Origin of the sequence: Streptosporangium sp. NPDC049046, assembly GCF_040649155.1 — a bacterium.
Taxonomy (GTDB): Bacteria; Actinomycetota; Actinomycetes; order Streptosporangiales; family Streptosporangiaceae; genus Streptosporangium.
In genome coordinates, this window is sequence record NZ_JBEZEZ010000011.1 from 99,965 (window position 1) to 124,064 (window position 24,100).

The 24,100-nt window shown below is 70.4% G+C and carries 24 protein-coding genes; 12 read left to right on the top strand and 12 right to left on the bottom strand.

The genetic code is table 11. The features are described from left to right. Nucleotides 1-9: 9 nt before the first annotated feature. The 3 genes from AB0B96_RS17680 (at nucleotide 10) to AB0B96_RS17690 (ending at nucleotide 2,567) form a co-directional block, all read left to right on the top strand. Nucleotides 10-453, top strand: a complete 444-nt coding sequence (locus AB0B96_RS17680) for an SRPBCC family protein (protein ID WP_350945288.1) — start codon at nucleotides 10-12, stop codon at nucleotides 451-453. Nucleotides 454-510: 57 nt separating this feature from the next. Beyond that, on the top strand, nucleotides 511-1,257 hold the full coding sequence (locus tag AB0B96_RS17685) for an IclR family transcriptional regulator (protein ID WP_362899815.1): 747 nt from the start codon (nucleotides 511-513) through the stop codon (nucleotides 1,255-1,257). A 146-nt stretch (nucleotides 1,258-1,403) separates the two neighbouring features. Then, a complete protein-coding gene (locus AB0B96_RS17690) occupies nucleotides 1,404-2,567 on the top strand; it encodes a 4-hydroxybenzoate 3-monooxygenase (protein WP_362899817.1) in 1,164 nt (387 codons plus the stop codon). A gap of 193 nt (nucleotides 2,568-2,760) precedes the next feature. On the opposite strand, the gene AB0B96_RS17695 is transcribed toward AB0B96_RS17690, so the two are convergent. After that, complete coding sequence (locus AB0B96_RS17695) at nucleotides 2,761-3,402, bottom strand: response regulator transcription factor (RefSeq protein ID WP_362899819.1); 642 nt, start codon at nucleotides 3,400-3,402, stop codon at nucleotides 2,761-2,763. Nucleotides 3,403-3,428: 26 nt separating this feature from the next. Continuing rightward, entirely contained in the window at nucleotides 3,429-4,592 is a 1,164-nt protein-coding gene (locus AB0B96_RS17700) for a sensor histidine kinase (RefSeq protein WP_362899821.1), read from the bottom strand. A gap of 135 nt (nucleotides 4,593-4,727) precedes the next feature. Here AB0B96_RS17700 and AB0B96_RS17705 point away from each other — a divergent pair, with 135 nt between their 5' ends. The 3 genes from AB0B96_RS17705 (at nucleotide 4,728) to AB0B96_RS17715 (ending at nucleotide 7,799) form a co-directional block, all read left to right on the top strand. Next, nucleotides 4,728-5,402, top strand: a complete 675-nt coding sequence (locus tag AB0B96_RS17705; protein ID WP_362899823.1) for a hypothetical protein — start codon at nucleotides 4,728-4,730, stop codon at nucleotides 5,400-5,402. Nucleotides 5,403-5,630: 228 nt separating this feature from the next. Continuing rightward, nucleotides 5,631-6,287, top strand: a complete 657-nt coding sequence (locus AB0B96_RS17710) for a DUF998 domain-containing protein (RefSeq protein ID WP_350945291.1) — start codon at nucleotides 5,631-5,633, stop codon at nucleotides 6,285-6,287. Nucleotides 6,288-6,356: 69 nt separating this feature from the next. After that, entirely contained in the window at nucleotides 6,357-7,799 is a 1,443-nt protein-coding gene (locus tag AB0B96_RS17715; protein ID WP_362899825.1) for a WGR domain-containing protein, read from the top strand. Between the two features lie 246 nt (nucleotides 7,800-8,045). Here the strand turns inward: AB0B96_RS17715 and AB0B96_RS17720 are convergent, their stop codons facing one another. From AB0B96_RS17720 to AB0B96_RS17735, 4 genes are all read right to left on the bottom strand, one after another. Next, nucleotides 8,046-9,368 carry a family 16 glycosylhydrolase gene (locus tag AB0B96_RS17720; RefSeq protein ID WP_362899827.1) on the bottom strand — a complete coding sequence of 441 codons (1,323 nt, stop codon included), beginning with the start codon at nucleotides 9,366-9,368 and terminating at the stop codon, nucleotides 8,046-8,048. Nucleotides 9,369-9,413: 45 nt separating this feature from the next. Then, nucleotides 9,414-10,817, bottom strand: coding sequence for a ricin-type beta-trefoil lectin domain protein (locus AB0B96_RS17725; RefSeq protein WP_362899829.1), 1,404 nt, complete (start codon nucleotides 10,815-10,817; stop codon nucleotides 9,414-9,416). A gap of 843 nt (nucleotides 10,818-11,660) precedes the next feature. Further along, nucleotides 11,661-14,051 (bottom strand): Tex family protein, encoded by a 2,391-nt coding sequence (locus tag AB0B96_RS17730; RefSeq protein ID WP_362899831.1) that lies wholly within the window; start codon nucleotides 14,049-14,051, stop codon nucleotides 11,661-11,663. A gap of 136 nt (nucleotides 14,052-14,187) precedes the next feature. Beyond that, entirely contained in the window at nucleotides 14,188-15,930 is a 1,743-nt protein-coding gene (locus tag AB0B96_RS17735) for a sialidase family protein (protein ID WP_362899833.1), read from the bottom strand. Between the two features lie 187 nt (nucleotides 15,931-16,117). Between AB0B96_RS17735 and rpmG the strand changes: the two genes are divergently transcribed. Next, nucleotides 16,118-16,282: a 50S ribosomal protein L33 gene (gene rpmG, locus AB0B96_RS17740; RefSeq protein ID WP_350945296.1), complete on the top strand. Its 165-nt coding sequence runs from the start codon at nucleotides 16,118-16,120 to the stop codon at nucleotides 16,280-16,282. A 2-nt stretch (nucleotides 16,283-16,284) separates the two neighbouring features. Then, the gene (locus tag AB0B96_RS17745) at nucleotides 16,285-16,530 is read left to right on the top strand and encodes a type B 50S ribosomal protein L31 (protein WP_350945297.1); all 246 of its coding nucleotides are present in this window, start codon (nucleotides 16,285-16,287) and stop codon (nucleotides 16,528-16,530) included. A 147-nt stretch (nucleotides 16,531-16,677) separates the two neighbouring features. Here the strand turns inward: AB0B96_RS17745 and AB0B96_RS17750 are convergent, their stop codons facing one another. The 3 genes from AB0B96_RS17750 to AB0B96_RS17760 all read right to left on the bottom strand — a co-directional run bounded on the left by AB0B96_RS17750 (nucleotide 16,678) and on the right by AB0B96_RS17760 (nucleotide 19,377). Further along, nucleotides 16,678-17,238, bottom strand: a complete 561-nt coding sequence (locus AB0B96_RS17750; RefSeq protein ID WP_350945298.1) for a cellulose binding domain-containing protein — start codon at nucleotides 17,236-17,238, stop codon at nucleotides 16,678-16,680. Nucleotides 17,239-17,426: 188 nt separating this feature from the next. After that, nucleotides 17,427-18,491 (bottom strand): lytic polysaccharide monooxygenase, encoded by a 1,065-nt coding sequence (locus tag AB0B96_RS17755; RefSeq protein WP_362899837.1) that lies wholly within the window; start codon nucleotides 18,489-18,491, stop codon nucleotides 17,427-17,429. Between the two features lie 406 nt (nucleotides 18,492-18,897). Further along, nucleotides 18,898-19,377, bottom strand: a complete 480-nt coding sequence (locus tag AB0B96_RS17760) for a GNAT family N-acetyltransferase (RefSeq protein ID WP_362899839.1) — start codon at nucleotides 19,375-19,377, stop codon at nucleotides 18,898-18,900. 155 nt (nucleotides 19,378-19,532) lie between these two features. On the opposite strand from AB0B96_RS17760, the gene AB0B96_RS17765 reads away from it, so the two are divergent. Beyond that, on the top strand, nucleotides 19,533-19,751 hold the full coding sequence (locus AB0B96_RS17765; protein ID WP_362899841.1) for an EF-hand domain-containing protein: 219 nt from the start codon (nucleotides 19,533-19,535) through the stop codon (nucleotides 19,749-19,751). 147 nt (nucleotides 19,752-19,898) lie between these two features. Here AB0B96_RS17765 and AB0B96_RS17770 read toward each other — a convergent pair whose 3' ends face one another. Continuing rightward, nucleotides 19,899-20,246, bottom strand: a complete 348-nt coding sequence (locus AB0B96_RS17770) for an STAS domain-containing protein (RefSeq protein WP_362899843.1) — start codon at nucleotides 20,244-20,246, stop codon at nucleotides 19,899-19,901. Nucleotides 20,247-20,616: 370 nt separating this feature from the next. On the opposite strand from AB0B96_RS17770, the gene AB0B96_RS17775 reads away from it, so the two are divergent. Together AB0B96_RS17775 and AB0B96_RS17780 are read left to right on the top strand one after the other, a co-directional pair. Beyond that, complete coding sequence (locus AB0B96_RS17775) at nucleotides 20,617-21,729, top strand: acetate/propionate family kinase (RefSeq protein WP_362899845.1); 1,113 nt, start codon at nucleotides 20,617-20,619, stop codon at nucleotides 21,727-21,729. An 88-nt stretch (nucleotides 21,730-21,817) separates the two neighbouring features. Beyond that, the gene (locus tag AB0B96_RS17780; RefSeq protein ID WP_362899847.1) at nucleotides 21,818-22,261 is read left to right on the top strand and encodes a DUF6789 family protein; all 444 of its coding nucleotides are present in this window, start codon (nucleotides 21,818-21,820) and stop codon (nucleotides 22,259-22,261) included. A gap of 131 nt (nucleotides 22,262-22,392) precedes the next feature. On the opposite strand, the gene AB0B96_RS17785 is transcribed toward AB0B96_RS17780, so the two are convergent. Then, nucleotides 22,393-22,788, bottom strand: coding sequence for an isoamylase early set domain-containing protein (locus AB0B96_RS17785; protein ID WP_350945304.1), 396 nt, complete (start codon nucleotides 22,786-22,788; stop codon nucleotides 22,393-22,395). Between the two features lie 289 nt (nucleotides 22,789-23,077). On the opposite strand from AB0B96_RS17785, the gene AB0B96_RS17790 reads away from it, so the two are divergent. Then, nucleotides 23,078-23,704 carry a uridine kinase gene (locus tag AB0B96_RS17790; protein WP_362899849.1) on the top strand — a complete coding sequence of 209 codons (627 nt, stop codon included), beginning with the start codon at nucleotides 23,078-23,080 and terminating at the stop codon, nucleotides 23,702-23,704. A gap of 60 nt (nucleotides 23,705-23,764) precedes the next feature. On the opposite strand, the gene AB0B96_RS17795 is transcribed toward AB0B96_RS17790, so the two are convergent. Next, nucleotides 23,765-24,061, bottom strand: coding sequence for a hypothetical protein (locus tag AB0B96_RS17795; RefSeq protein ID WP_362899851.1), 297 nt, complete (start codon nucleotides 24,059-24,061; stop codon nucleotides 23,765-23,767). Nucleotides 24,062-24,100 lie beyond the last annotated feature (39 nt).

Sequence of the window (24,100 nt, forward strand, 5' to 3'; positions counted from 1 at the left end):
GGGCACAAGATGCCAAAGGTCACACTGCGCAACACCTTCCACGTACAGAACACCGCGGCGGCGGTCCGTGCCCATTTGAGCCAGCCGCAGAGCTACGTGGGCCTCTCGCCGATGGTGGTCGCGGTCAAGGACGTCGAGCAGGGGGAGTCGGAGACCCGCTACACCTCGGTGGAGCGGTTCAGGTTCTTCGGTCTCGTCAAGTACGACAACATGATCAAGGTGACGCTGCGGAGCACGCCGCGGACCGTCGAGGGTGAGGTCGACAGTCCCGGAGGGGTGCGCCTGGACTACCGGTTCACCCTCAGCGAGAAGAACGGGGGCACCGAGGTCGAGGACATCCTCGTGGTGCACGCCTGGGCGAGGCCGATGCTGGGTTACGCCGCGAAGAAGGCCCGAGAGGTGCAGCTCGCCCGCGCCGGGATCCTCGCCGCCCGCCTCGCCTCCGCCTCCTAGGCTCGCCTTCACGATCACCGCCGTGGGGGCGGCGGGTGAGGATCTAGGGTGGGAGACGTGAGGGCGCCCACGGTCACCGGGAAGGTCATGGCCATCCTCGGCGCGTTCCTGCCGGGAGACGTGCGGCTGACACTCACCGAGATCTGCCGTCGCGCCGAGCTGCCTCCCGCCACCGGCCACCGGCTGGTCAAGGAGCTGGCGGAGGGCGGGTTCGTGGAACGGCTCCCCGACGGCTCCTACCGGATCGGGATGCTCCTGTGGCAGATCGGTGCCCAGGCCGCGGAGCCGAGGGAGCTGCGCGAGCTCGCTCTGCCGTACATGGCGGACCTCTACGCCGCCACCCGCGAGAACGTGCAGCTCGCGGTGCTCCGCGACGACCGGGCGCTGTACGTCGAGCGACTGCGCGGGCCCACCTCCGTGCCGGTCGTCTCGCGCGTGGCGGGGGAGTTGCCGCTGCACGCGACCGGAGTGGGAAAGGTGCTGCTCGCCTTCGCGGATCCGGAGACGGTGGAGCGGGTGCTCGCCGGAGGGCTCACCTCGCACGCGCCGAACACGGTGGTGGACCCGGCGCGGCTCCGCGGTGAGCTGGAGGAGGTCCGCAGGACCGGGATCGCCTGCACGCAGGAGGAGATGTCGGTCGGCACCTGCTCGGTCGCGGTGCCGGTACGGGGCGCGGGCGGCCGGGTGGTGGCGGCGCTGTCGCTGGTGGCCTGGCGGCACACCGCCGATGCGCGACGGCTGGCACCGGCCGTGCTGACCGCGGCCGCCGCGCTCTCCCGCGACCTCGTCGCCGTGCTCCGCTGAGCGTCCGTCCTCGCCTCACGCCTCCCCGGTTCCCCCTCCTTCCGCCGAGCGCGGCGTTCCCCCCGCCGAGCGGAGCTTTCCTCGTCGCTTTCCGCTGAGCGGAAGGGGGCGGTATGCGCGGGCGGACGGTACGCGATGCTCGACGCATGCGAACTCAGGTCGGGATCGTCGGCGCGGGACCCGCCGGGCTGCTCCTCTCCCATCTGCTGCACCTGCGGGGCATCGACTCGGTGGTCCTGGAGGCGCGGAGCAGACAGTACGTCGAGCAGCGCGTGCGGGCCGGGGTGCTGGAGCAGGGCACGGTGGACGTGCTCAACGAGGCGGGGGTCGGCGACCGGATGCGCGCCGAAGGGCTGCCGCACCACGGCATCGAGCTGCGCTACGGCGGAGCCGGGCATCGCATCGCGTTCGAGAAGCTGGTCCCCGGCAGGGCCATCACCGTCTACGGGCAGCAGGAGGTCGTCAAGGACCTCATCGCCCGGCGGCTCGCCGACGGCGGGAAGATCCTCTTCGACGTCCCCGACGTCGCGCTGCACTCGCTGGAGAAGGACCCCTACCTCACCTTCGGGGGCGAGCGTCTCGACTGCGACGTCATCGCCGGGTGCGACGGCTTCCACGGGGTCTCGCGGACGTCGATCCCCGAGGGCGTCCTGTCGGTCTTCCGGCGTGACTACCCGTTCGCCTGGCTCGGCATCCTCGCGAGGGTCCCGCCGTCGTCCGAGGAACTGATCTACTCCCGTAACGACCGGGGTTTCGCGCTGCACAGCATGCGCTCCGAGGAGATCAGCCGCTTCTACCTCCAGGTGCCGCCGGACGCCTCGCTCGACGACTGGCCGGACGAGCGGATCTGGGCCGAACTGCGGGCACGCCTGGAGACGGTACCCGGGTTCACGCTCGCCGAGGGGCCGATCATCTCCAGGGACCTGTCGGCGATGCGCTCGTTCGTCGCCGAGCCGATGCGCCACGGCAACCTCTACCTCGCCGGGGACGCCGCCCACATCGTGCCGCCCACCGGGGCGAAGGGGCTCAACCTGGCCGTCGCCGACGTCCGGCTGCTGACCAGGGCACTGGACGAGTTCTACACGAAGGGCTCCACCGGGCTGCTGGACACCTACTCCGCCGACTGTCTCAGGCGCGTCTGGCGTGCCCAGCACTTCTCCTGGTGGATGACGACGCTGCTGCACACCTTCGACGCCGACGACCCCTACGGGGGACGCCTGCAGACCTCCCACCTCGACTACGTCACCTCCTCGGAGGCCGCCGCGACCACGCTCGCGGAGAACTACGTCGGCCTGCCCTTCGACTCCTGAGCCTGTGTCCCCTCGCGAGCCCACGCCACGTCACACGGGCGGGCCGCTCCTCCGTGTCCCCGCCGGTGCGGCCCGTCGCGGCGCCGGAGGGGGAAGCGGTCCCGGCTGTTCGACGTCCGCCTCCGGGGTGACGGCGGGAGGGCGTTCTGCGCCCGCCGGACTCAGTACCTGCCGGACTCCGCGCCCGTCGGAATCAGCGCTCGCCGGGGCGGACGAGGCCGTGCTCGTAGGCGTACCTGACCGCCTCGACACGGTCGCGCAGGGCGAGTTTGGCGAGCAGACGGTTGACGTGGGTGCCGACCGTGGACTCGGCGACGAAGAGGGTCGCGGCGATCTCCGAGTTGTTCAGGCCGCGGCCGATCAGGGTGAGGACCTCCCGCTCCCGAGGGGTGACGGTCGGCGGGAGCGCGGGGGTGCCCACATAGCCCGCCATGACCCGGGCGGTGACGGCGGGGTCCAGGGTGCCCAGGCCACGCGCCGCCGTGCGGATCGCGGTGAACAACTGCTCGGGCGGCGAGGTCTTGAGCAGGAAGCCGCTCACCCCCGCGCGCAGGGCCCCGTCGAGGTTCTCGTCGGTGTCGTACGTCGTCAGGATGAGGACCTTGGGCGGGTCCTGGCCGGCCAGGAGCTCGCGGGCCGCGGCGATGCCGGACAGGCGGGGCATCGAGATGTCGAGCAGTACCAGGTCGGGGCCGAGGCGTCCGGCCGTCTCCACGGCCTCGCGCCCGTCGGCGGCCTCGCCGATCACCTGGATGTCCGGCTGGGTGCCGAGGATGAGCCGGAGCCCGCGGCGTATCACGGCCTGGTCGTCGGCGATTACCACGGTGATGGTCATTCGGCCTCCTGCCCGGATTCTCCCGCTCAACGGGCGAGTTCGTCCCCTGCGGTGGTCCGTACGGCCAGCGGGAACGAGGCGCTGACGCGGTAACCGCCGCCCTTCAGCGGCCCGGTGGCGAGCCGCCCGTGGAAGAGCGCGACCCGCTCCCGCATGCCGATCAGGCCGTGCCCGGCGCCCTGGAGTCCGATGTGGCCGTCTTTGGGGCCGTCGTCGACGACCTCCAGGTTGAGCGTACGCGGCAGGTGGGAGACGGTGACCGCGACGCGTGCCGGGCCCGCGTGCTTGAGCGTGTTGGTCAGCGCCTCCTGGATGATGCGGTAGGCCGACAGCTCCAGTCCCGCCGAGAGCGGCCGGGGCTCGCCCCGCACGGTCAGCCGCACCTCCAGCCCGGCGGCGCGCACCTGTTCCAGCAGATCCTCCAGCCGGGCCAGGCTGGGCTGCGGGGCGAGCCCGTCCTCGCCGGAGTCGGTGCGCAGCAGGCCGAGCATGCGGCGCAGCTCCTCGACCGCCTCGCGGCCGGCCTCCTCCACCACGGTGAGCGTTTCGCGTTCGACCAGCTGGTCGGGGCGGAGCATCAGCCTGGCCGCGGCGGCCTGCATGACCATCACGCTCACGCTGTGGGCGACCACGTCGTGCAACTCGCGGGCGATCCGGGTGCGCTCCTCGGCCACGGCCTCACGGGCGAGCAACTCGCCGTGCTCTCGCGCCTGGACCGCGACCTGCCGGTGCCGCCACACGGCGAAGCCCGTTCCGCCGGCGATGGAGGTCATCACCACGGCCACCGCCATGTCCCCGGGGCCGAAGGGGTGGTCGACGGCGAGCATCATCGACCCGACGAAGAGCCCGGTGACCACGAGCCCGAGCACGGTCCTGAGGTCTCGGAGGGGAACCTCACTGACCAGGGTGAACAGCAGGATGAGCTGGGTGTAGAACTGCCAGGCGGCGGCGAGGTCGCCGAAGTACGCGAAGCTCACCGCGCTCGCCAGCGAGTAGACGGTCAGGACCGTGAACGGGGCACGGCGCCGTACGAGCACCAGGGCCGCCGCGGCCATCACCGCGACCAGCCACAGCGGGGACCGTTCGTGGTCGAAGGGCGACGCGCGCGCGCCGAGCTCCTCGGCGAGCCCGAACGCGGCCATCACCGCCGCGATCAGCCAGTCGACGGCGGTGGGCGGGAGACGGCTCATGAGGCGGCGGGAGGGAGGTGCGGCATGGCGTGAGGGTAAGGGGCGGGGAAGAAGGTTGACATCCGCCTTTGGGGTGATTGCGGGTCAAGGCAGGCATTGACGACGGTGAGCGGTGCGGTACGTAGTTTTCCGGCCATGTTCACACTCACCAATCCTGACGCGTTCCGTCGCGGGGTCGCGGGCGTCAGCCTCGTCCTCGCCCCACTCTGCCTGCTGCTGGGCATGATCGTCGATCCGCTGGAGTTCGGGGTCGAGGACACCCTCGGCTATGCGGAGAACCCCGGGGCCGCCGGGGTGAGCGCGACGCTCCTGCACTACGCCTGGGTGCTCTGGGTGCCCGGAGTGATCGGCATGGTCCACCTCGTCCGGCGCAGAGGGGTCGTCCTCGCCCACCTGGCCGGAGCGGCCGCCGTGATCGGTCTGATCAACTTCTCCTCGCTGATGATCTCCGACTTCTTCGACATCGTGCTCTACCAGCAGCTCCCCGAGGAGACGGCGACGAAGATCCTGCAGGACGCCGCACAGCCCGCGCTGATCTTCGCCTGGCAGATCCCGGGCATGCTCGGCTCCTTCCTCGGCCTGGTCCTGGTGGCCGTGGCGTACACCCGCGCGGGCCGGGCCGGGTGGTGGTTCCCGGCCGGTGTGTTCGCCGGGCTGGTGGTCTGGGTGATCGGCGCGCGGCTGTGGAATCCGCTGCTCGGCTACTTGGGCCCGCTTCTCCTGCTGGTCGTCTTCGGCGCGGTGGGCGTGGCGATGATCCGGATGAGCGACGAGGAGTGGAACCCGTCCCGCGCACCGGCCGTCGTGTGACCGCCTCCCGGCGACCGGCGCCCTCACGGGAGACGGGCCTCCCCCAAGGGGAACCCTGATGAGGACCGCCCTACCATTACGGGTTTTCGCGCAGGTCAGACGGGTGACACCGGGGCCGTCCAGGGAAGGTTGGCACTACCTGGCCCGGATGTCCCTACGGGATCGTTCAGGGATGTCGAGGGGTTCTCTCCGATGTTCCGTCATTCTCCTCGTCGCCATCGTTGAGGCATGGGAAGTCAGGCGTTCACGGGATCGGCGATGGTCTTCGGTGGTTACGCGGCGATCGGCGCCGGGGCCGCCGCGATGCTCGGGCTGCACGTGGTCACCGGCCTCGATCCGGTGCACACCGTGATCAGCGAGTACGCGTTCGAGGCGGACGGCTGGTTGCTGCCCCTGTCGCTCACGCTCTTCGCCGCCGCGGCGACGATCATCGGGGCGGTGCTGGCCCGGCGCGGGGAGGACCGTGCGGTGGCGCTGCTGGTCGGAGTCTGGGGCCTGTGCATGCTGCTGATCGGAGCCTTCCCCACCGACGAGCCCGGCGTGCCGCTCTCGATGTCGGGTGGCATCCACAGGTACGCGGCGTTCGTGGCCTTCCTCACCATGCCGATCGCGGGGCTGCTCCTCGCCAGGCGGTACGCGACCAGCCCGTACGCCCGCGCGGTCCGGTTGCTCAGCCTGGCCGCGATGGGGGTGCTGGTCCTGGTGGTCCTCCCGTACGCGGTGCGGGTGTTCGGCGTGGACCTGACCAACGACGACATCCCCGCGGGGGTGACCCAGCGGCTGGTGGTGGGCTTCGAGGTGGCGGTGCTGGCCATGCTGGGGATGGTGGCCGGTGCCCGGCGCGGCCGCGTCCGCCGTCCGCTCCCGGCGGCCGCCCGAGCCTGACCCTCGTTCCCGGTTTGTCGTACGGCTGCCCTACGCTCCCGGAAAGTCGATCGATCGAGAAGGTGGAGCATGGCCGCGCGGAGCACTTACCTGGAACTGTCCGAGGACGGCGGAAGCTCGCACAAGTTCTACGAGGTCGTGGTCGACGGGACCGAGGTGACGATCAGATACGGCCGCATCGGCGAGTCCGGCCAGTCCAAGGCGTCGGCGTTCGCCAATGAGGCGAAGGCGGAGGCGGCCGCCGCGAAGAAGATCAACGAGAAGGTCCGCAGAGGATACGCCCCCGCGGTCCGGGGGGTGCGCCAGCGCCGCGCGGTCACCCGGCGCAGCGTGGAGAGCACCCGCTCCACCGCCACCCAGGCGCCGGTGCTGTGGCGCTTCGCCAGCGGCGCGGCGGCGTTCGGCATCTTCGTCGACTCCGAGCGCTGCTGGGTCGGCAACCAGCGCGGCGACGTCTACACCGTCACCCACGGCGGCACCGTCACCGGCCGCTTCAAGCTGCCGGACGGGGTCAAGTGCATCGTCGGCGACGACTTCTGGATCTACGCGGGTGCCGACGACGGCAAGGTCTACGACCTCGGCGGCAAGGTTCCCAGGGTCGCGTACGAGATCGCCGAGGACGTCGACATCTACTGGCTGGACATCCACGACGGTGTGCTCGGCGTCTCCGACCGGGCAGGGCGGATCACCACCATCGACCACGAGGACGAGTTCCAGTGGGCACGCAAGGGCAGGGGCGACTCGGCCTGGATGGTCCGCTGCGACGACGAGGCCGTCTACCACGGCCACTCCACCGGGGTGGCCCGCTACGACGCCGCCGACGGAGCGCCGGTCTGGGAGACGCCCCTCACCGGCGCGGTGCTCTTCGGCTGGCAGGAGGCCGACTCGGTCTACGCGGGAACCTCGCGCTCCACCGTGCACCGCCTGCGCAAGTCCGACGGCGCCTCCCAGGCGGTCTACCGCTGCGACGCCACCGTCTTCTCCTGCGCCACCGCCCCCGGCGGCCGGTACGTCTTCGCCGGAGACAACCACTCCTCGATCTACTGCTTCGACCAGAGCGGCGAGCGCCTGTGGAAGCTGGCCACCGGCTGCGGTTCCGCCTTCTCCATGCAGTATCTCGACGACCGCCTCTACATCGTCACCACCGACGGCACCCTGGCCTGCATCGACGCGACCGAGGAGGCGATCAGGGCGGCCCAGGACGGCACCCTCCCCGAGGCGGTCGACGTCAAGGCGTCCGCCGGGCTGGCGGTGGTGGAGCCCACCGCCGTGCTGGAGACCGTGGTGTTCGACGCCGTTCCGGACACCGGCGACGGCGTGGTGCTCGAGTGCTTCCGCGAGGGCGAGCGGCTCCGGGTGCGGGTCGTCAGCGAGGGCTACGACGTGCGGCGGAACGTGCAGTTCCCCAAGGAGGTCAGAGAGGCAGGGGCCCGCTACCTCGTGGAGGGCGTCCGCTTCTCCGAGCGGGGTGGTTTCTACCGCGCGTACGGCGACATCAGGCGCCTGCTCTGATCTCCCGTCGGGCAGGCGTTCACCACGTCGACGAGATCTTGTCATGGTGCCGTGAGGCGCCGGGCCGCCCTGGCGTATCCGGGGAGCTTTTCCCACCCGGGAATGTCGGTACCGAGCATGCCTCCCGAGGCGTCTCAAGCGGATCGGGAGGACGGGGAGGACCTGTCGCGGGCGGCCGGTGACAGCGGGACAGGCCCGGCGCGGGCCGGAACCGAGGGGGACGGTTCCGGCCCGCGCCGGAGCGGGTCAGGACGGGACGTTCCACTTCTGGTTGGCGGTGCCGCCACAGGTCCAGATCTGCAGGCGGGTGCCGTTCGCGCTGGACTGGCCGGTGGCGTCCAGGCACTTGTTGGCGGCCGGGTTCACGAGATCCCGGGCCCCGCTGTAGGTCCACCGCTGTGCCGCGGTGCCGTTGCAGTCGTACAGCTGGATGGGCGTGCCGTCGGCGGTTCCGGCGGCGGTGACGTCCAGGCACTTGCCCAGGGCGCGCACGGTGCCGTCGGTGCCCATGGTCCACTGCTGTGCGCCGGTGCCGTTGCAGTCGTAGAGCTGGATGGGGGTGCCGTTCGCGGTGTTGGCCGCGGCGACGTCGACGCACTTGCCGCCGATGCCGGTGATCTGTCCCGTACGGCCACCGCCGGTGGGCGGGGCGTAGACGCGGACGTAGTCGATGGTGAGCTGCTGGGGGAAGGTGGTCGAGGCATCGGGCGAGCCCGGCCAGTTCCCGCCGACGGCGAGGTTGAGGATCATGAAGAACGGGTGGTCGTAGACCCAGGGGTTGCCCCGCGTGTCGGCGGGGGTCTTCCTGGAGTACTGGACGCCGTCGACGTACCAGGTCACCGCGCCGGGCTCCCAGTCGACGGTGAAGGTGTGGAAGGCGTCGGCGAAGGCCTGGCCCGCGGGGAGGTTGTAGCTGCCGCTCAGCGGGTTGCCCCCCGAGTAGCCGGGGCCGTGGAGGCTGCCGAGCACCTGCCCGGGGACGCTGCCGACGTTCTCCATGATGTCGATCTCACCGTTGGCGGGCCACTGGGCCCCTCCGGTGCCCAGCATCCAGAACGCGGGCCACATGCCCTTGCCCCTGGGGAGCTTCATCCGCGCCTCGAAGCGGCCGTAGGCGCGCGTGAAGGTCGCGGCGGTGGTCAGCTTGCCCGAGGTGTACTCGCACGAGCCGTACCAGCAGCCGTGTCCCGCGGGGTTGCCCTTGCGCGCGGTGATGACCAGGTTGCCCGCGCCGTCGTGGGCGATGTTCTCGTTGCCGGACGTGTAGTACTGCCGCTCGTTGTTGCCCCAGCCTCCGCCGCCGACGTCCCGGCGCCATTTGGCGTTGTCGGGGCCGGTGCCGGAGGCCGCGTTGAACTCGTCCGACCATACGAGGGGGCCGGGGGCCGGGGCGGCGAGAGCCTGCCGGGTGGCGGTCTGGGCGGCGGTGGCCTGTGCCCCGGCCTGGGAGGGGACGAGTGTGGCGGAGCCGAGGGCGAGGAGTGTCGCGGCGAGGAGGCCGCCGATCCGCGCGAACCGCGTCCGCACGGGGCGAGGGCCGGTGGGGGGTGCCGGGCTGGTGACGATCATCGGCTGTTCCTTTCTAACCGGTGTCCGCTGGAGGGAGGTCACGGTCTAGAAGCCGGCCGTGATACGGGTGAACTCCCAGTTGGGCTGGGAGATGCCGCTGCACTCGGAGGAGGCGTTGCCACCGGGGCAGGGACGGTCGCGGTTGACCGCCCAGTAGGCGAAGCGGGTCAGGCCCTTGGACTTGGCCCAGTCGCGGATCTGGGTCCAGGCCTGGGTGGTGGTCAGCTCACCCTGGTCCGACAGGCCGTTCATGCCGGAGATGCCCATGCGGGCGTACGCCTGCGCGTCGGTCCAGCCGTTGGCGGCCTTGAGTGCGTTCTTCAGGCCCTCGGAGGAGCTGACGGTGGCGTTGTAGATGTTCGAGGCGCCGAAGTTGAACGGCATGATCGTGTAGTTGTCGATCGGCACGGCGAGCGCCTTGGCCTGGTTGATCAGGCGGATGCCGGCCGCGGTGGGACCGTTCACCCCGGTGCCGAAGGTGACGGCGATCTTGACGTTCGGGTTGTTCTGCTTGACGATCTTCAGGCCGTTGAGGATGCGGTCCTGGACGGTGTAGTTCTCGAACTCGTCGGTGTTCTCGATGTCGAAGTCGACGACCGCGGGACCGACGGCGTTGATCACCTGCTGCACCGCTCCGGCGTAGGCGGCCGGGGTGGAGCAGTTCGGGCCGAGCTTGTTGCCCGACCATCCGCCGAAGGAGACCTGGACGCTGCCGCCCGCGGCCTTGATCTGGTTGATCGCGGCCTGGTCGGCGCCGCCGGTCAGCGGCCTCGCGCCGTCCCAGCGCGGGGTGCAGCCGCCGCCGGACAGGATGAACGCCATGGTGAAGGACTTCACCCCGGTGGTGCTCATGATCGTCGCCGGGTTCGGCGGGTTGCCCCAGCCCATGTAGAGGTAGGGGGCTCCGGCCATCTTGCCGGCGGGCGGGGGCGTGGTGCCGCCGTCGCTCGGGGCGTTCCACTTCTGGTTGGCGGTGCCGCCGCAGGTCCAGATCTGCAGGCGGGTGCCGTTCGCGCTGGACTGGCCGGTGGCGTCCAGGCACTTGTTTGCGGCCGGGTTCACCAGGTCGTTCGCGGCGCTGTAGGCCCACTGCTGCGCCGCGGTGCCGTTGCAGTCGTACAGCTGGACGGGGGTGCCGTCGGCGGTTCCGGCGGCGGTGACGTCCAGGCACTTGCCCAGCGCGCGCACCGTGCCGTCGCCGTTGCGGGTCCACTGCTGTGCCGCGGTGCCGTTGCAGTCGTAGAGCTGGATGGGGGTGCCGTTCGCGGTGTTGGCCGCGGCGACGTCGACGCACTTGCCGCCGATGCCGGTGATCTGCCCGGTGGCGGCGGCGGCCGGGGACGCGGTGGTCACGCCGGCGAGGGCGAGAACGACGACGGTGAACATCCCGCCGAGAGTGGCCGGGAGCGACATGCGACGGCGCCGGGGAGGCGGCTGTCCTGTGTCCATGCGCGGATTTCCTTCCGTCTTGGGAGGCGACGTGCGGGTGACGTCACGCCCGGGCGGGGACGTGACGTGCGCGTGACGTCACGACCCGGACGAGCGGGGGGCATGCGGGCGGTGCCGGACGCGGAGAGCGTGCCTTTCGCGGGCGGCCGGACGGTGTCCCCGGAACGGATCGCCATGCGGCGGCACGCGCTGCTCGGCGCGTCCTGGGCCCTGCCGCGACGGATACGGCAGGGAGAACGGGAGCCCTCACGGGCGGGAGACGGTCGGTGTGCCTCCCGCTCATGAGGGGGTGTCGTCAGGGTGGTGGAGCGAGGCGCGGCCACCGCGCCCGCCGCCACACGGCGTCAGGAAAGCGAGTCATGGGAGTCCCTTCACGGCAGGCTTTCGCTTGCCCGGACCTTAGGACAGACTTCGTTCCTTGGTCAATACAAGCAGTAAAAAAAGCATCACAGCACCGGTCTCATGTTCGTGCGGACCGATGTGAGCTCCCGTAAAAAATGGAAAGTTTGTTTACGGTAGAAGCCCTGGGAGGAACGGTCCAGAGCTCGACGTTGTCAGGATTCGCTGTCAGGAAATCTCGGGTCGCTGCCGGAGGGGGTGCGAGAGACCCGATGCGGCGACGCTCTGGACGGGACAGGGCGGCGTGCGTACTCCTCCGGTGCGCTCACGGATACCCGGGGCCGCGCCCCCGCGGGGCAGCCGTCCGTGAGCCGGGCCCGTGCCGGTGAGAGGCCGCCGTCCGTGAACGGAGTCGCCGTCGCCGGTCGTCGGTCTCGCGCCGGGGACACGGCGTCGCGTGCCGGTCCCCGGCGATGTGCCCCGCGGGTGCGCGGGTGCGAACGTCTAGCGTTTGCCGCCTGAGCCGTCGAGTCCCGCGCGACGCAGGGCGTCGGCCATCGCGCCGCTCGGCGCGTTGCGCTGCCGGTCGCCGCGTCCCTGATCGCGTCCCTGTCCGCCGCCCTGTCCGCCGCGTCCCTGGCCGCCCCCGCGCCTGCCGCCGCCGTCACCCTGGCGCTGCCCGCCGCCACCCTGCTGGTCACGCTGGTCACGCTGGTCACGCGGTCCCCGGGGCCCCGCGGGCTTGACCTCGTCCTCCAGCCGGAGGGTGAGCGAGATGCGCTTGCGCGGGATGTCGACGTCGAGCACCTTCACCCGGACGATGTCGCCGGGCTTGACCACCTCGCGCGGGTCCTTGACGAAGCTGTGCGACAGCGCCGACACGTGGACCAGGCCGTCCTGGTGCACACCGACGTCGACGAACGCGCCGAAGGCGGCGACGTTGGTGACCACGCCCTCCAGCAGCATGCCGGGCTTGAGGTCGGAGAGCTTCTCCACGCCCTCCTTGAAGGTCGCGGTCTTGAAGGCCGGACGCGGGTCGCGACCCGGCTTCTCCAGTTCGGCGAGGATGTCGGTGACGGTCGGCAGGCCGAAGGTGTCGTCCACGAACTCCTGCGGACGCAGGGCACGCAGCGCCGTACCGTTGCCGATCAGGGACGCGAGGTCGCCACCGGTGCTCTTCAGGATGCGCCGCACCACCGGGTACGCCTCCGGGTGCACGCTGGAGGTGTCGAGCGGGTCGTCGCCGTCGCGGATGCGCAGGAAGCCCGCGCACTGCTCGAAGGCCTTCGGACCGAGCCTCGGCACCTCCTTCAACGCCTTGCGGGAACGGAAGGGGCCGTTGGCGTCGCGGTGCTGGACGATGTTCTCCGCGAGCCCGGAGCCGATGCCGGAGACCCGGGTGAGCAGCGGCGCGGAGGCGGTGTTGACGTCGACGCCGACCGCGTTCACACAGTCTTCCACCACGGCGTCGAGAGAGCGGGAGAGCTTGGTCTCGGCGAGGTCGTGCTGGTACTGGCCGACGCCGATCGACTTGGGGTCGATCTTCACCAGCTCGGCGAGGGGGTCCTGCAGCCGCCTGGCGATCGAGACGGCGCCGCGCAGCGACACGTCCATACCGGGCAGCTCCTGGGAGGCGAACGCGGAGGCGGAGTAGACCGAGGCCCCGGCCTCGGACACCACGACCTTGGTCAGGCCGGGGACCAGCTTGACCAGCTCGCCCGCGAGTTTGTCGGTCTCGCGCGAGGCGGTGCCGTTGCCGATCGAGACGAGCTCCACGCCGTGCTTCTTCGCCAGCGTGGCGAGGGTGGCCAGCGACTGGTCCCACTGGCGGCGCGGCTCGTGGGGGTAGACGGTGTCGGTGGCGAGCACCTTGCCCGTCGCGTCGACCACCGCGACCTTCACGCCGGTGCGCAGTCCGGGGTCCAGTCCCATGGTCGCGCGGCTCCCGGCGGGCGCGGCGAGCAGCAGGTCGCGCAGGTTCGCGGCGAACACGCGTACCGCCTCCTCCTCGGCGGCCTGCCACATGCGCGTCCGCAGGTCGATGCCGAGGTGGACGAGGATGCGGGTGCGCCAGGCCCAGCGGACCGTGTCGGCCAGCCACGCGTCGGCCGGCCTTCCCTGGTCGGAGATGCCGAAGCGGTGCGCGACGCGGCCCTCGTAGGTGCCGGTGGGCTCCTGCTCCGGCTCCAGGGTGAGGGTGAGGACCTCCTCCTTCTCGCCGCGGAACATCGCGAGGATCCGGTGCGAGGGCAGCTTGGTGAACGGCTCGGCGAAGTCGAAGTAGTCGGAGAACTTGGCGCCCTCCTCCTCCTTGCCTTCGCGGACCGCCGCGACGAGGCGGCCCTTCGTCCACATCCGTTCGCGCAGCTCGCCGACGAGGTCGGCGTCCTCGCCGAACCGCTCGACCAGGATCGCGCGGGCACCGTCCAGCGCGGCGGCGGCGTCGGCCACCCCCTCGCCGACGAACGCCTCGGCCGCGGCCCGCGGATCGACCGACGGGTCCGCGAGCAGACCGTCGGCGAGCGGTTCGAGCCCCGCCTCCCTCGCGATCTGCGCCTTGGTCCGCCGCTTGGGCTTGTACGGGAGGTAGATGTCCTCCAGGCGGGCCTTGGAGTCGGCGAGGAGGATCTGCGCGCGCAGGGCGTCGTCGAGCTTGCCCTGGGCGTCGATCGACTCCAGGATCGCGGTGCGCCGCTCCTCCAGCTCCCGCAGGTAACGCAGCCTCTCCTCCAGCGTGCGCAGCTGCGTGTCGTCGAGCATCTCGGTGGCTTCCTTGCGGTAGCGGGCGATGAACGGCACGGTGGCCCCGCCGTCGAGCAGGTCCACCGCCGCACTCACCTGCCGCTCGCGCACACCCAGCTCTTCGGCGATCCGCTGATGAATAGACGTTGTCACGGTCTCTCTTCCTCTGTGATGGCAGTCCCAAGTTACCGCCTCACCCCTCTGGTGGTCCGGAGAGCCGGAGGGACGAATCACCCGAGATCGGGAGGAGAGTCGCACTTTCGGCGCGGCCGTACCGGGAGGCCGGTGGTCAGGGAAGAACCTCGAAGGTGGGGGTCAAGCGGGTCCACTCGACGGTGGCGGCGGCCGTGTTTCCGCCGGGGGTTCCGGTCACCCAGTGCGTGAGCTGAGGGGTCTCCCTGCTGTCCTGGACGACCCAGGTCGCCCCGGTGTCGACGCCGTCCCTGAACAGCCGGGCCGTCCCCGCGCTGTTCACCCGTACCCGCCACGTCGCCGTCCGGCCGGCGGCGTCCAGCGAGTGGACCTTCTCCCAGACGGCGGACCCCTTGCGCATCGTCCAGACTCCGTTGCGCTGCACGGTCAGCATGAGCCGCCTGGCGCCGTTGGCCACCTTCGCGCCGAGACAGACACCGTTGCCGCTACGAGGGTCGAGCGCGCTGTCGTCGTCCACCCGGCCGCGGAACTCCAGGGTGAAGTCGCACCCCTTGGAGGCGTCGAGCGGGAAGGACGCCCGGCACACCGTGGTGCCGGTGCTTTCGAGCCGGAGCCCGCCGGTGGAGGTCCGCGCGCCGCCACTCAGCGTCCACCCCCTCGCGTTCCCCACGCCCGCGCTCCAGTCGCCCGAGGCGAGGGGCGCGTCGGAGAGGGGGCGGGAGATGTCGAGCCTGGCGACCTTGATGTTGGTCTGGTTGTGCTCCCAGACGACGAAGAACCGGCCGGGCTCGTACTCGTCGGCGCTGGGGTAGACGTCCCATCCCCGCGCCGCGCCTCGCGTCAGCCGGGGGCCGTCGGCGAAGAGCCGTGCGGGCTCCCAGGGTTCGCCGGGCCGCCTGACCTTGTAGTAGAGCACCTCACGATACTGGTCGGGTTTGCTCGCGGAGGGGCCGGTGAACGGCCCGGCCAGCGTGTTGAAGACGGCGAGGTGACGCCCCGCGGAGTCGCGGGTGAAGAACGTCTTGACGTAGTGGTTGGGAAGGTTCGCGTCCAGCTTGAGCGGCGACCACGTCAGTCCGCCGTCGGTGCTGGTCGCCGTGGCGCTGTGGGCCGCGCCCGAACGGTAGCGGGCGTCGCGCGCCGCCGCCGAGGCGCCACTCCTCAGATCCAGGGAGCGGGTCACCATCACGAGCGTCCCGGGGTCGTCCTGGGAGGGCGCGATCTGCGGCTCCTCGATCGCCACCCCCGGCGGGTTCTCCGCGAGCCCGCCGGAGGTCCAGGTCTTCAGGTCGGTCGAGCGCAGCACGCCCGCCCTGTTCGTACCGTCCGAGTGCCGCCAGTAGGGAACCAGCCACACGCCGCCGTGCCGCAACGGTTTGCCCGCCACGACCACACCCCTGCCGTTGTCCGGCACGTCGACGGTGACGGGGAAGGCGGTCCAGGTGCGGCCGCCGTCGGCGCTCCTCCTGACGACGAGCGAGGTGGGGAAGCCGTCGACGTCGCCCTCCCGGTCACGGTCGCGTTCGACGGAGATCAGGCCGAGCAGCGCGTACAGCGTGCCCGCGTCGTTGAGGAAGATCACATAGTGGTAGCGGGTCGTGGCGGTGGCGGCGGCGAGCGTTCCCACCGTCCAGGTCAGGCCGCCGTCCTCGGAACGGGCGTACATGATGGAGCCCTGATCGGTCGGCGCCGGGTCCCGCGCGTCCCTGACACCGGCCCGCCAGGCGACCACCAGCCGCCGGTGGTCCAGGGCGACGATGTCGGGAACCCGGTTGCCCTCGTGGGCGAGTTCCCCGTCGGGATTCCTGGTGACCTTGCCGTACACGACGACGGGAGGGCTGACGTCCGATCCGACGATCTCACTTTCCGGCCAGGGCATGGATCACAGGGAACAGTGGGCGGATGGACGGGAGGTTATCGGGGGGTGAAGCCCACGCGGCCGACGTCTCGCGTCCGCCCGAACCCGGGTGAACGCGGGGCGGGCGAAGGACGCGGAGCGGGAATGCCCGGCTAATGAAAACCGTTATCATCGGCGTCGGGTAATCCGCCCTCCGAGAGGAGCAGACGTGGCCAAGAACGAGATGCGACCGGTGATCAGGCTGAGGTCCACGGCGGGCACCGGTTTCACCTACGTGACCCGCAAGAGCCGGCGTAACGACCCCGACCGGCTCACTCTCGTCAAGTACGACCCGATCGTCCGCCAGCACGTCCCGTTCCGAGAGGACAGATAGCCATGAAGAAGGGCATCCACCCCGACTACCGCCCGGTCGTCTTCCGCGATCCGAGCGCGGGTGTCGCCTTCCTGACCCGTTCGACCGTCAGCAGCCGCAAGACCGTCGAGTGGGAGGACGGCGCCGTTTACCCGCTGGTCGACGTCGACGTCTCCTCGGCGAGTCATCCCTTCTACACCGGGCGCGGCCGGGTCGTCGACACGGCGGGGCGCGTCGAGCGCTTCCAGCGGCGCTACGGCAGGAGCTGACCCCAGAACCGATTCCGGCCCCGGCCTCGGCCGGGGCCGTGCCGTTTTCCGGTGGCCGGGACTCGCGTCCCCGCCACGCCGGGACGCGCGGCACCGCTCATCGGGGCGCGGGCCACCGTGCACAGGCCGTGGACAGGCCGGGCCGCGTCAGCCGCAGGTGATCTCGGTGAAGGTCGGGGGTGTGGTGGCGGACCCCACGAAGCCGATGTCGGTGGCGGTCGCCCCCGGCGCCAGCGACGGCTTCTCGGTGGGGGCGTGCAGCATCGCGACGGGGCCACTCTGCATGTGGGTGCCGTTCCACGACTGGGTGAAGGTCGCCTCGCGCGGTTGCATCCACTGGATGTACCAGTCGCGTATCGGCTTGTCGGTGGTGTTGGTGATCGTCGCGGCGCCTCGGTAGCCGCCGGGCCACGACTCCACCAGGGTGACCGTCGCCTGACACCTCTTGGTGTCCGGGGCAGGGGTGTCCATGTCCTCGTGGAGGGGCGCGGAGGACGATGATGCCGGGGGGTTGCCGTCATCGGACGGGGCCGCCGGGGGGTTCCCCTGGACGGACGGGGACACCTGGGTGACGTGCTGGGAGATCGGGTGCGCCGCGGTGTGCCCGCTCTCCTGGGTCCGGCCGGCGCAGGCGCCCGCGACCAGGGCCACCGCCGCTCCGAGCGAGACGAGGCCCAGCAGTGGCGCGATCTTCGTGCTGAACGGCACGGGACTCCCTTCCGCCCTTTTCACGAGGGCGCGGCGGCCGTGGGGAGGGGCGGTGATCCGGTGCGGTTGTGGCGGCCCGGCGGTCTGCCGGTCCGCTCATCCGTCGGTCTGTCGGTCTGTGGGGACGAACGGGGTGAGGGGGAGACGGGTCGGTCCCCGCCGGTGGCACCGGCGGGGACCGCGTTACATCAGGGGCTGGAGCAGGTGACGCTCGGAGAGCCGCTGGTGCCCGATCCGGTGAACCCGAAGGTGGTCGAGGCGCCGGGGGCTATCGTGCGGTTCCAGTCGACGTTCTTGGCCGTGACGGTGGATCCGGACGTGGTGTGCGTGGCACTCCACAGACTGTTGATGGCGCTACCGCTGCCGAGTGTCCACGTCGCCGTCCAGCCGTTGATGGTGGCCGATCCCGAGTTGCGCACGGTCACCTCGCCCTGGTAACCGCCCGACCAGGAGCTGACGGTCTTGTAGGTGGCGGTGCACGCTCCGGTGCCGGGGGTCGGCGTCGGGTTCGGGGTCGGGCTCACGGTCGGCGTCGGGGTCGGGGTCGGGTCCGGGTTGTTGCCCGAACGGCCGACTCCGGTCACCTGGCCGTTGCCGCCGTCGAAGACGACGTCGGAGCAGTTGTAGAACGTCTCGGCGCTGTCGGAGCGCTTCCACACCGAGTAGATGATGTGGCGGCCCGACTTGCCGGAGGGGAGCCTGGCGTTCCAGTAGTAGTTGGCGTCGTTGGTCCCCGGGTTTCCGACGCTCTGCGGGTGGTCGGCCGTGTGGAAGGGTTCCGACTCCAGGTCATCCCAGGTCAGAGCCCGGTTGGGGTTCCAGCCGTCCTTGGTGATGTAGAGGTAGAACCAGCCGGGGTGGGCGGCCCACTTGTTGTACTTGAACTGGATGTTCGCGCCCGCGGTCAGGTGCGTCACCGGCCAGTTGGCACTCGGCAGGTCGTACCCGCTGTAGCCCGGGTTGCCGCCGCTGCACGCCTGGCCGTCGGGGATGAACCCGCGGGTTCGCCCGGCTCCGTCGGACCGCAGCAGGCTGAACCAGTTGTACAGCGAGTTCGCCCCGCTCTGGGCAACCGCCGCCGAACACGCCGAGTTGATCGGCACGATGTTCCCCTGCGGGGAGAGGCCGTCCTGCCAGCAGAAATACGTCCGGCTGCCGGGCACCATCATCGCGCCGTGCGCCGAGGCCGGCAGGGGAACGAGAACGACGGCGAGCAGCGCGGTCATGAAAGTGACCACACCGGCGACAGCCATACTTCGCCATTTACTCACAGAATTACCATCCCTTTCGAGGGGGTGACGAGACATTGATCAATGGCGGTGAGGCGCTCACGCGAGACGGACTCTAGGTCGCAGGTTGCGGGGGTGTAAACGGAGTGCTTCTTTCACCGTGAGGTAGCGGCTTGTTGTACCAGTTCAGGGGGTTACGGGGTGATTTCACCCAATGAAAGGTTCACGGTTGGGGTGCCCTGTGGTGAGTCTTCGCGGGAAGGGTCGCACCAGGTGGAGAGCGAAGGACTTGCGGATCTTCGAGGTGTAGGAGAAAACGGTGGGGAAAAACGAAAGACCGGCCGGAGGATTTCCGGCCGGTCTTCGGCGAAGGGGCGGGCCCTGGGCGAGATGCCTTTCCCCGCGGGGCCGCCGCGCCTTTCCTGCGGGGCTACCGCGTTCTTCCCGCCGCGACCTTCTCCAGTGCGGGCCCCGTGAGGCGGTACCTGTCCCACTCGTCGAGCGGTTCCGCGCCGATCGCCCGGTAGAAGTCGATGGCCGGGGTGTTCCAGTCGAGCACCGACCATTCGAAGCGGCCGTAGCCGCGCTCCACGCAGATGCCCGCCAGTTCGGCGAGCAGCCTCCTGCCGTGCCCGCCGCCCCGGTGGGCCGGATGGACGAAGAGGTCTTCGAGATAGATCCCGTGGGTGCCGAGCCAGGTGGAGTAGGAGACGAACCAGATCGCGAACCCCGCGATCCTCTCCCCGTCGACGGCGATGTGGCAGAACACGCTGGGGGAGGGGCAGAAGAGCGTCTCGTGGAGCATGTCGGGGGTGTTCTCGACCTTGTCCAGCGCCTTCTCGTACTCCGCGAGTCCACGGATCATGTCGATGATCGCCGGGACGTCGTCCGGCGTTGCGGGGCGAATCATGCTCGAAGTCTAGGGCGGGGCCGCGGTTGGGGACGAGTTAGAAAAGGATTTTCGGTGATAAAAGGTGTTATATAGGGTCGCATGGCTGTACGGGAGACGCCTCCCGTAAGTTGTCTGCTGATCGAAGTGCGGGTCGTTGAGAAAGGCGGGTCACCATGTCGACAGAACCCCACGGGGAGCGGCTGGCGGAGCTCAGGGAGGCGTTCGCGGCCATCGACATCGATGGCGACGGATTCATCACGGAGCGGGAGTTCGGTGAGCACTTTCCCGCCCTGCCCGCCGAGGCCATCGGATCGCTGAACCAGAACGGCGACTCCGATGGCGACGGCCGGCTCTCGTTCGAGGAGTTCGTCCGCCTGGTTTCCCGAGACTGACCGTTCCCCGTTCTTCGAGGGGGCCACCGGAACCGGTGGCCCCCTCGAAGAACGGGTGCCACCTCGCGCGACCTTCTCTCGGCGTTCTCCCTCGGTGACGTCGGGCGCCACCGCGGGTCTGACCGCGCTCACCGGAGACGGCGAGGGTCAGCGCGGGACCGGGACGTGACTGTCGGAGATCTCGCGCAGTGACTCCTCGACGGTGGAGTCGATGGGGAACGCCTCGCGCAGCCTGGTCAGATCGAGCAGGCGGCCGAGGAATCCGTGCACGCCGACGAGGCGCAGCCAGCCTTTCCGCTCGTAGGCGCGTCGCAGGCTCGTCAGCAGCACCCAGATGCCCGTGGAGTCGCAGAATCCCACTCCCGTCGTGTCGACGACGAGACAGATGTGACCGCGCCTCATGTACTCCGCGATTTTCTCCTCGAGCAGCGGCGCCGAGGACTTGTCCAGGTCGCCGACCAAGGTCACCACGGAGAAGTGCGGGTGCGCGTCCATGCTTACGGAAAGTCGAGTCATATCGCCCCGCTGTCTACGGCGGTTGGAGACAGCGCCCTGTCGGGAGCCGTACGAAGGAGAAGGACAGGTGCCGTTACCCCCACCGTACGCCCGTCGCTCATGACAGTTCAACAAGTGATTGCGAACCGTCAGCGGTCAAGGAATCCGGAGGTAGATCGCCGCGCTCCGGTTTCGTTCTCGGTGCGGGACCTCACAGGACCAGGCCGTCGCGGTGAGACGAGGGGCGGCGTCCTCACCCCGGATACCCGCGGATACCCCCGGGATACCCACGGATTCTCACGCACGGTGACGGACGGCGGGCCGCCGCGGGGCGCCGTTTGTCCCATCCGCCCCCGGGCACGTGAGGAAGATGGGAACCACTGATCCGGCGGTGCTCACCGTCAACGCGGGATCGTCGAGCCTGCAACTCCACCTCGTCCGGGACGGTCAGGTCCTGCGCACCGAGCACAGCGAGCAGAGTCTCGACCCCGGCACGGCCGAGCGGGCGATCACGGACTTCCTCGACGCCGCCCCCGGCACCGACCTCGCCGCTGTCGGCCACCGCCTCGTCCACGGAGGCGAGGCGGTTCGGAAGCCGACGGTCGTCGACGACGGCGTACTGCGAGCGGTGGGGGAGTACGCCGATCTCGCCCCGCTGCACGTACCGCCCGCGCTCGCGCTCGTCGAGGCCGCCCGGAACAGGCTGCCCGACATCCCGCACGTGCTCTGCCCCGACACCGCCTTCCACGCCGAACTCCCCGACAGCGCCGCCACCTACGCGCTGCCCGCGGAGTGGAGGAGCCGCTACGGCCTGCGCCGCTACGGCTTTCACGGCCTGTCGTACGCCTGGACGCTGGAAAGGGCCGCGGAGATGCTCGACCGGCCCGCGGGCACCCTCCAGGTCGTGCTGACCCACCTCGGCGGAGGCTCCTCGGTGTGCGCCGTCCGCGACGGCCGCAGCGTGGACACCTCGATGGGATTCACCCCGCTGGAGGGGGTCCCGATGAGCAAACGGTCCGGGAGCGTCGATCCCGGCATGCTGCTGTGGCTGCTGTCGGACTCCCGGCTCACGCTCGACGAACTGCGTGAAGGACTGGAACACCACTCGGGCCTGCTCGGCCTCTCCGACGGGAAGTCGGGAGACACCCGGGAACTGGTCGCCTCAGGGGATCCGGCCGCCGCGCTGGCCCTGGAGGTGTTCGCGCATCGGGTGAGCCGGGAGATCGCCGCCGCCGCGACGAGCCTGGACCGGCTCGACGCGCTCGTGTTCACCGGGGAGATCGGCTGGGACCAGCCGGAGGTCCGCGAGGCCGTCTGCGGAAGGCTCTCCCTGCTCGGCGTCGAGCCGCCCGCCCGCGGTGACCTCGACACCGACGGGACGGTCAGCGCGCCCGGCGCGTCCGTGCCCGTACTGGTGGTCAGGCCGAGAGAGGAACTGCAACTCGCCAGAGAGACCCTCGGCGCGCTCGGCGGGCATCCGTGAGGGGACCGGCCGCCGTTCGAGGATCTTCGTTTCGAGGAATCCCGCCGACGTTTCGAGGACTTTCACCGGAAAGGCAGGGGTAAGGATCGTGATTCGTGATCTCGTCAGGGGCGCGGGGAGCGGCGTTCTGGCCACGGCGGCGATGAGCGCCGTGATGCTCGCCGGGGAACGCGCGGGGCTCATGAGGGATCAGCCTCCCAAGAGGATCGTCCGCGGCCTCCTGCCTGGCCACAGGCACCGGCCCAAGTCGGGGGAGAGAGCACTGGGCGCGATCGCCCACTTCGGCTTCGGCGCCACGGGCGGGGCCGCGTTCGCCCTGCTCTGCGGGGGACGCCGTGCCCCGGTGACGCTCGGGGTGGCCTACGGGCTGGCCATCTGGTTCGTCAGCTACCAGGGCTGGGTGCCGAAACTGGAGGTCCTGCCGCCGATCGACGAGGATCAGCCGGGACGTCAGGCGGTGATGGCCGCGGGCCACGTGGTGTACGGCGCGATGCTCGCCCTCGCGGTGAACGGCCCCCGGCGCGAGACTTGACGGCCCGCACCCTCCGCGTCCCCGCCGGAAATGGGCCGGGACGGGGAAGGCACGAGCCGCAACGATGATCGCGGAGCCGGTGGAACGGTTCCGTCCGGGGGATCCCGCTCCTGCGAACGGTCACCGAGGTGCTAGGAGGAGGCCACCGAGGCCGTGACCGGCTGCCCGGCCGAGAGCGTCTGCCGTATCGGCTTGCCGACCGCGGTGCGCGCCGCGCCTGGGCTCTCAGGAGCCTCCTGGACGTCGGCGGGGTTGATCCGGCCGCCGTGCTCGTCGTGGTGGTCGGCGTCCGCGTCGTCGAACCACACGCCGCCCTCCGCGAGATAGCGGAAGCGGATGGGCTGGTGAGCGGGAACCATCAGGCTCACCTGATAGGTGCCGTCGTCCCTGCGCCGCATGGGATGGGCGTAGGGGTCCCAGCCGTTGAAGTCACCGACCAGCGAGACCCCTCCGCGGGTCGGGCTCTCCACTATGGTGAAAGTCAGCTTGACCTGGCCGTTCTTGGTCGGCTTACCGCGCTTGATCACTGAAGTCCTCCTGACATCGCTGTCTCCGTGCGTAACGTGCCGTGATCTCGGTTGCGGAAAGACGTGAAGATCACGCCAACTACCGGATCGCGCCGACGTGGACGTGACGCGATCTGGAGGCCGACGCCCGGTCACGGCCGAGCCGTCGATCCATATGGATCGTTACCGCCCGTAGCGGCCGGACAACCCGGACAGACCGATATTTGATCGGCATTACGTTCGACCTTGACCCGACCGGGATGGTTGACCGGTCCCGCCGGAGGCGGCGCGCGTCGGCCAGGATGGTGGGGTGGACATACGGCCTATCTCCCCTTCCTCGCTGGTGGAGGAACTCGCCGACCGGGTGGCCGCGGAGCCCCGCGACTCCTGGGTGCGCGTCGCGCTCGACGGGGCTCCCGCGACGCGGCCGGAGCAACTCGCCGACGCGCTGGTGGGCCCGCTCCGGCTGCGCGGCAGGGAGGTGCTCCGTGTCTCCACCGCCGACTTCCTGCGCCCGGCCTCGCTGCGTTTCGAGTACGGCCCGACCGACCCGGACTCCTTCTACGCCGACTGGTTCGACTACGGAGGGCTGGTCAGAGAGGTGTTGGGACCGCTCGACCCGGGCCGGTCGGGAAAGGTGCTGCCCACGCTGTGGGACAGCGCCGTCGACAGGGCCACCCGTGCGCCGTACGTCACGGTCCCCCCGGGCGGTGTGCTGCTGCTGGCCGGCCCCCTGCTGCTGGGCCGGGGGCTGCCGTTCGAGCTGACCGTGCACCTGAGGCTCTCGCCGGGCGCGCTCTCCCGGCGCACCCCGGAGGAGCTGCACTGGACGCTGCCCGCCTACGCGCGCTACGAGGAGGAGGTCGCCCCGGCGGAGCTCGCCGACGTGGTCGTCCGCGTCGACGACCCGAGACATCCGGCCCTGGTCACCCCGTGACGGGCGAAGGCGGGGCACGTCCCCCTGACGCGTCCCGCCTTCGATCCTCCGGTGACGGTGCTACACGCCCGCGCGGGAGGGCGTCCTGCGCTCGGAGTACGACTCGGCGACCGACCCCTGCTCCAGGGAGGGCCGCATCTCCTCGCGGGTCTCCTCCATGCGCAGCGCGATCCCCATCGCGAAGAAGGTCGGTGCCCACTCGCCGATGAAGATCCCCCAGTGGTCCGCCCGCTCGATCCCCGCCCTCTCCTGCGCGTTCGACGTGAACCACGCCGCGATCGACGCGCCGACCGAGGCGATTCCGGCGGCGTACATCATGTTGGACTTCACGCCCATCTTGTGAAGCATATTGATCATTTCATCCCCCTGATGATGGTTCGTCCTTATGGTTACCCA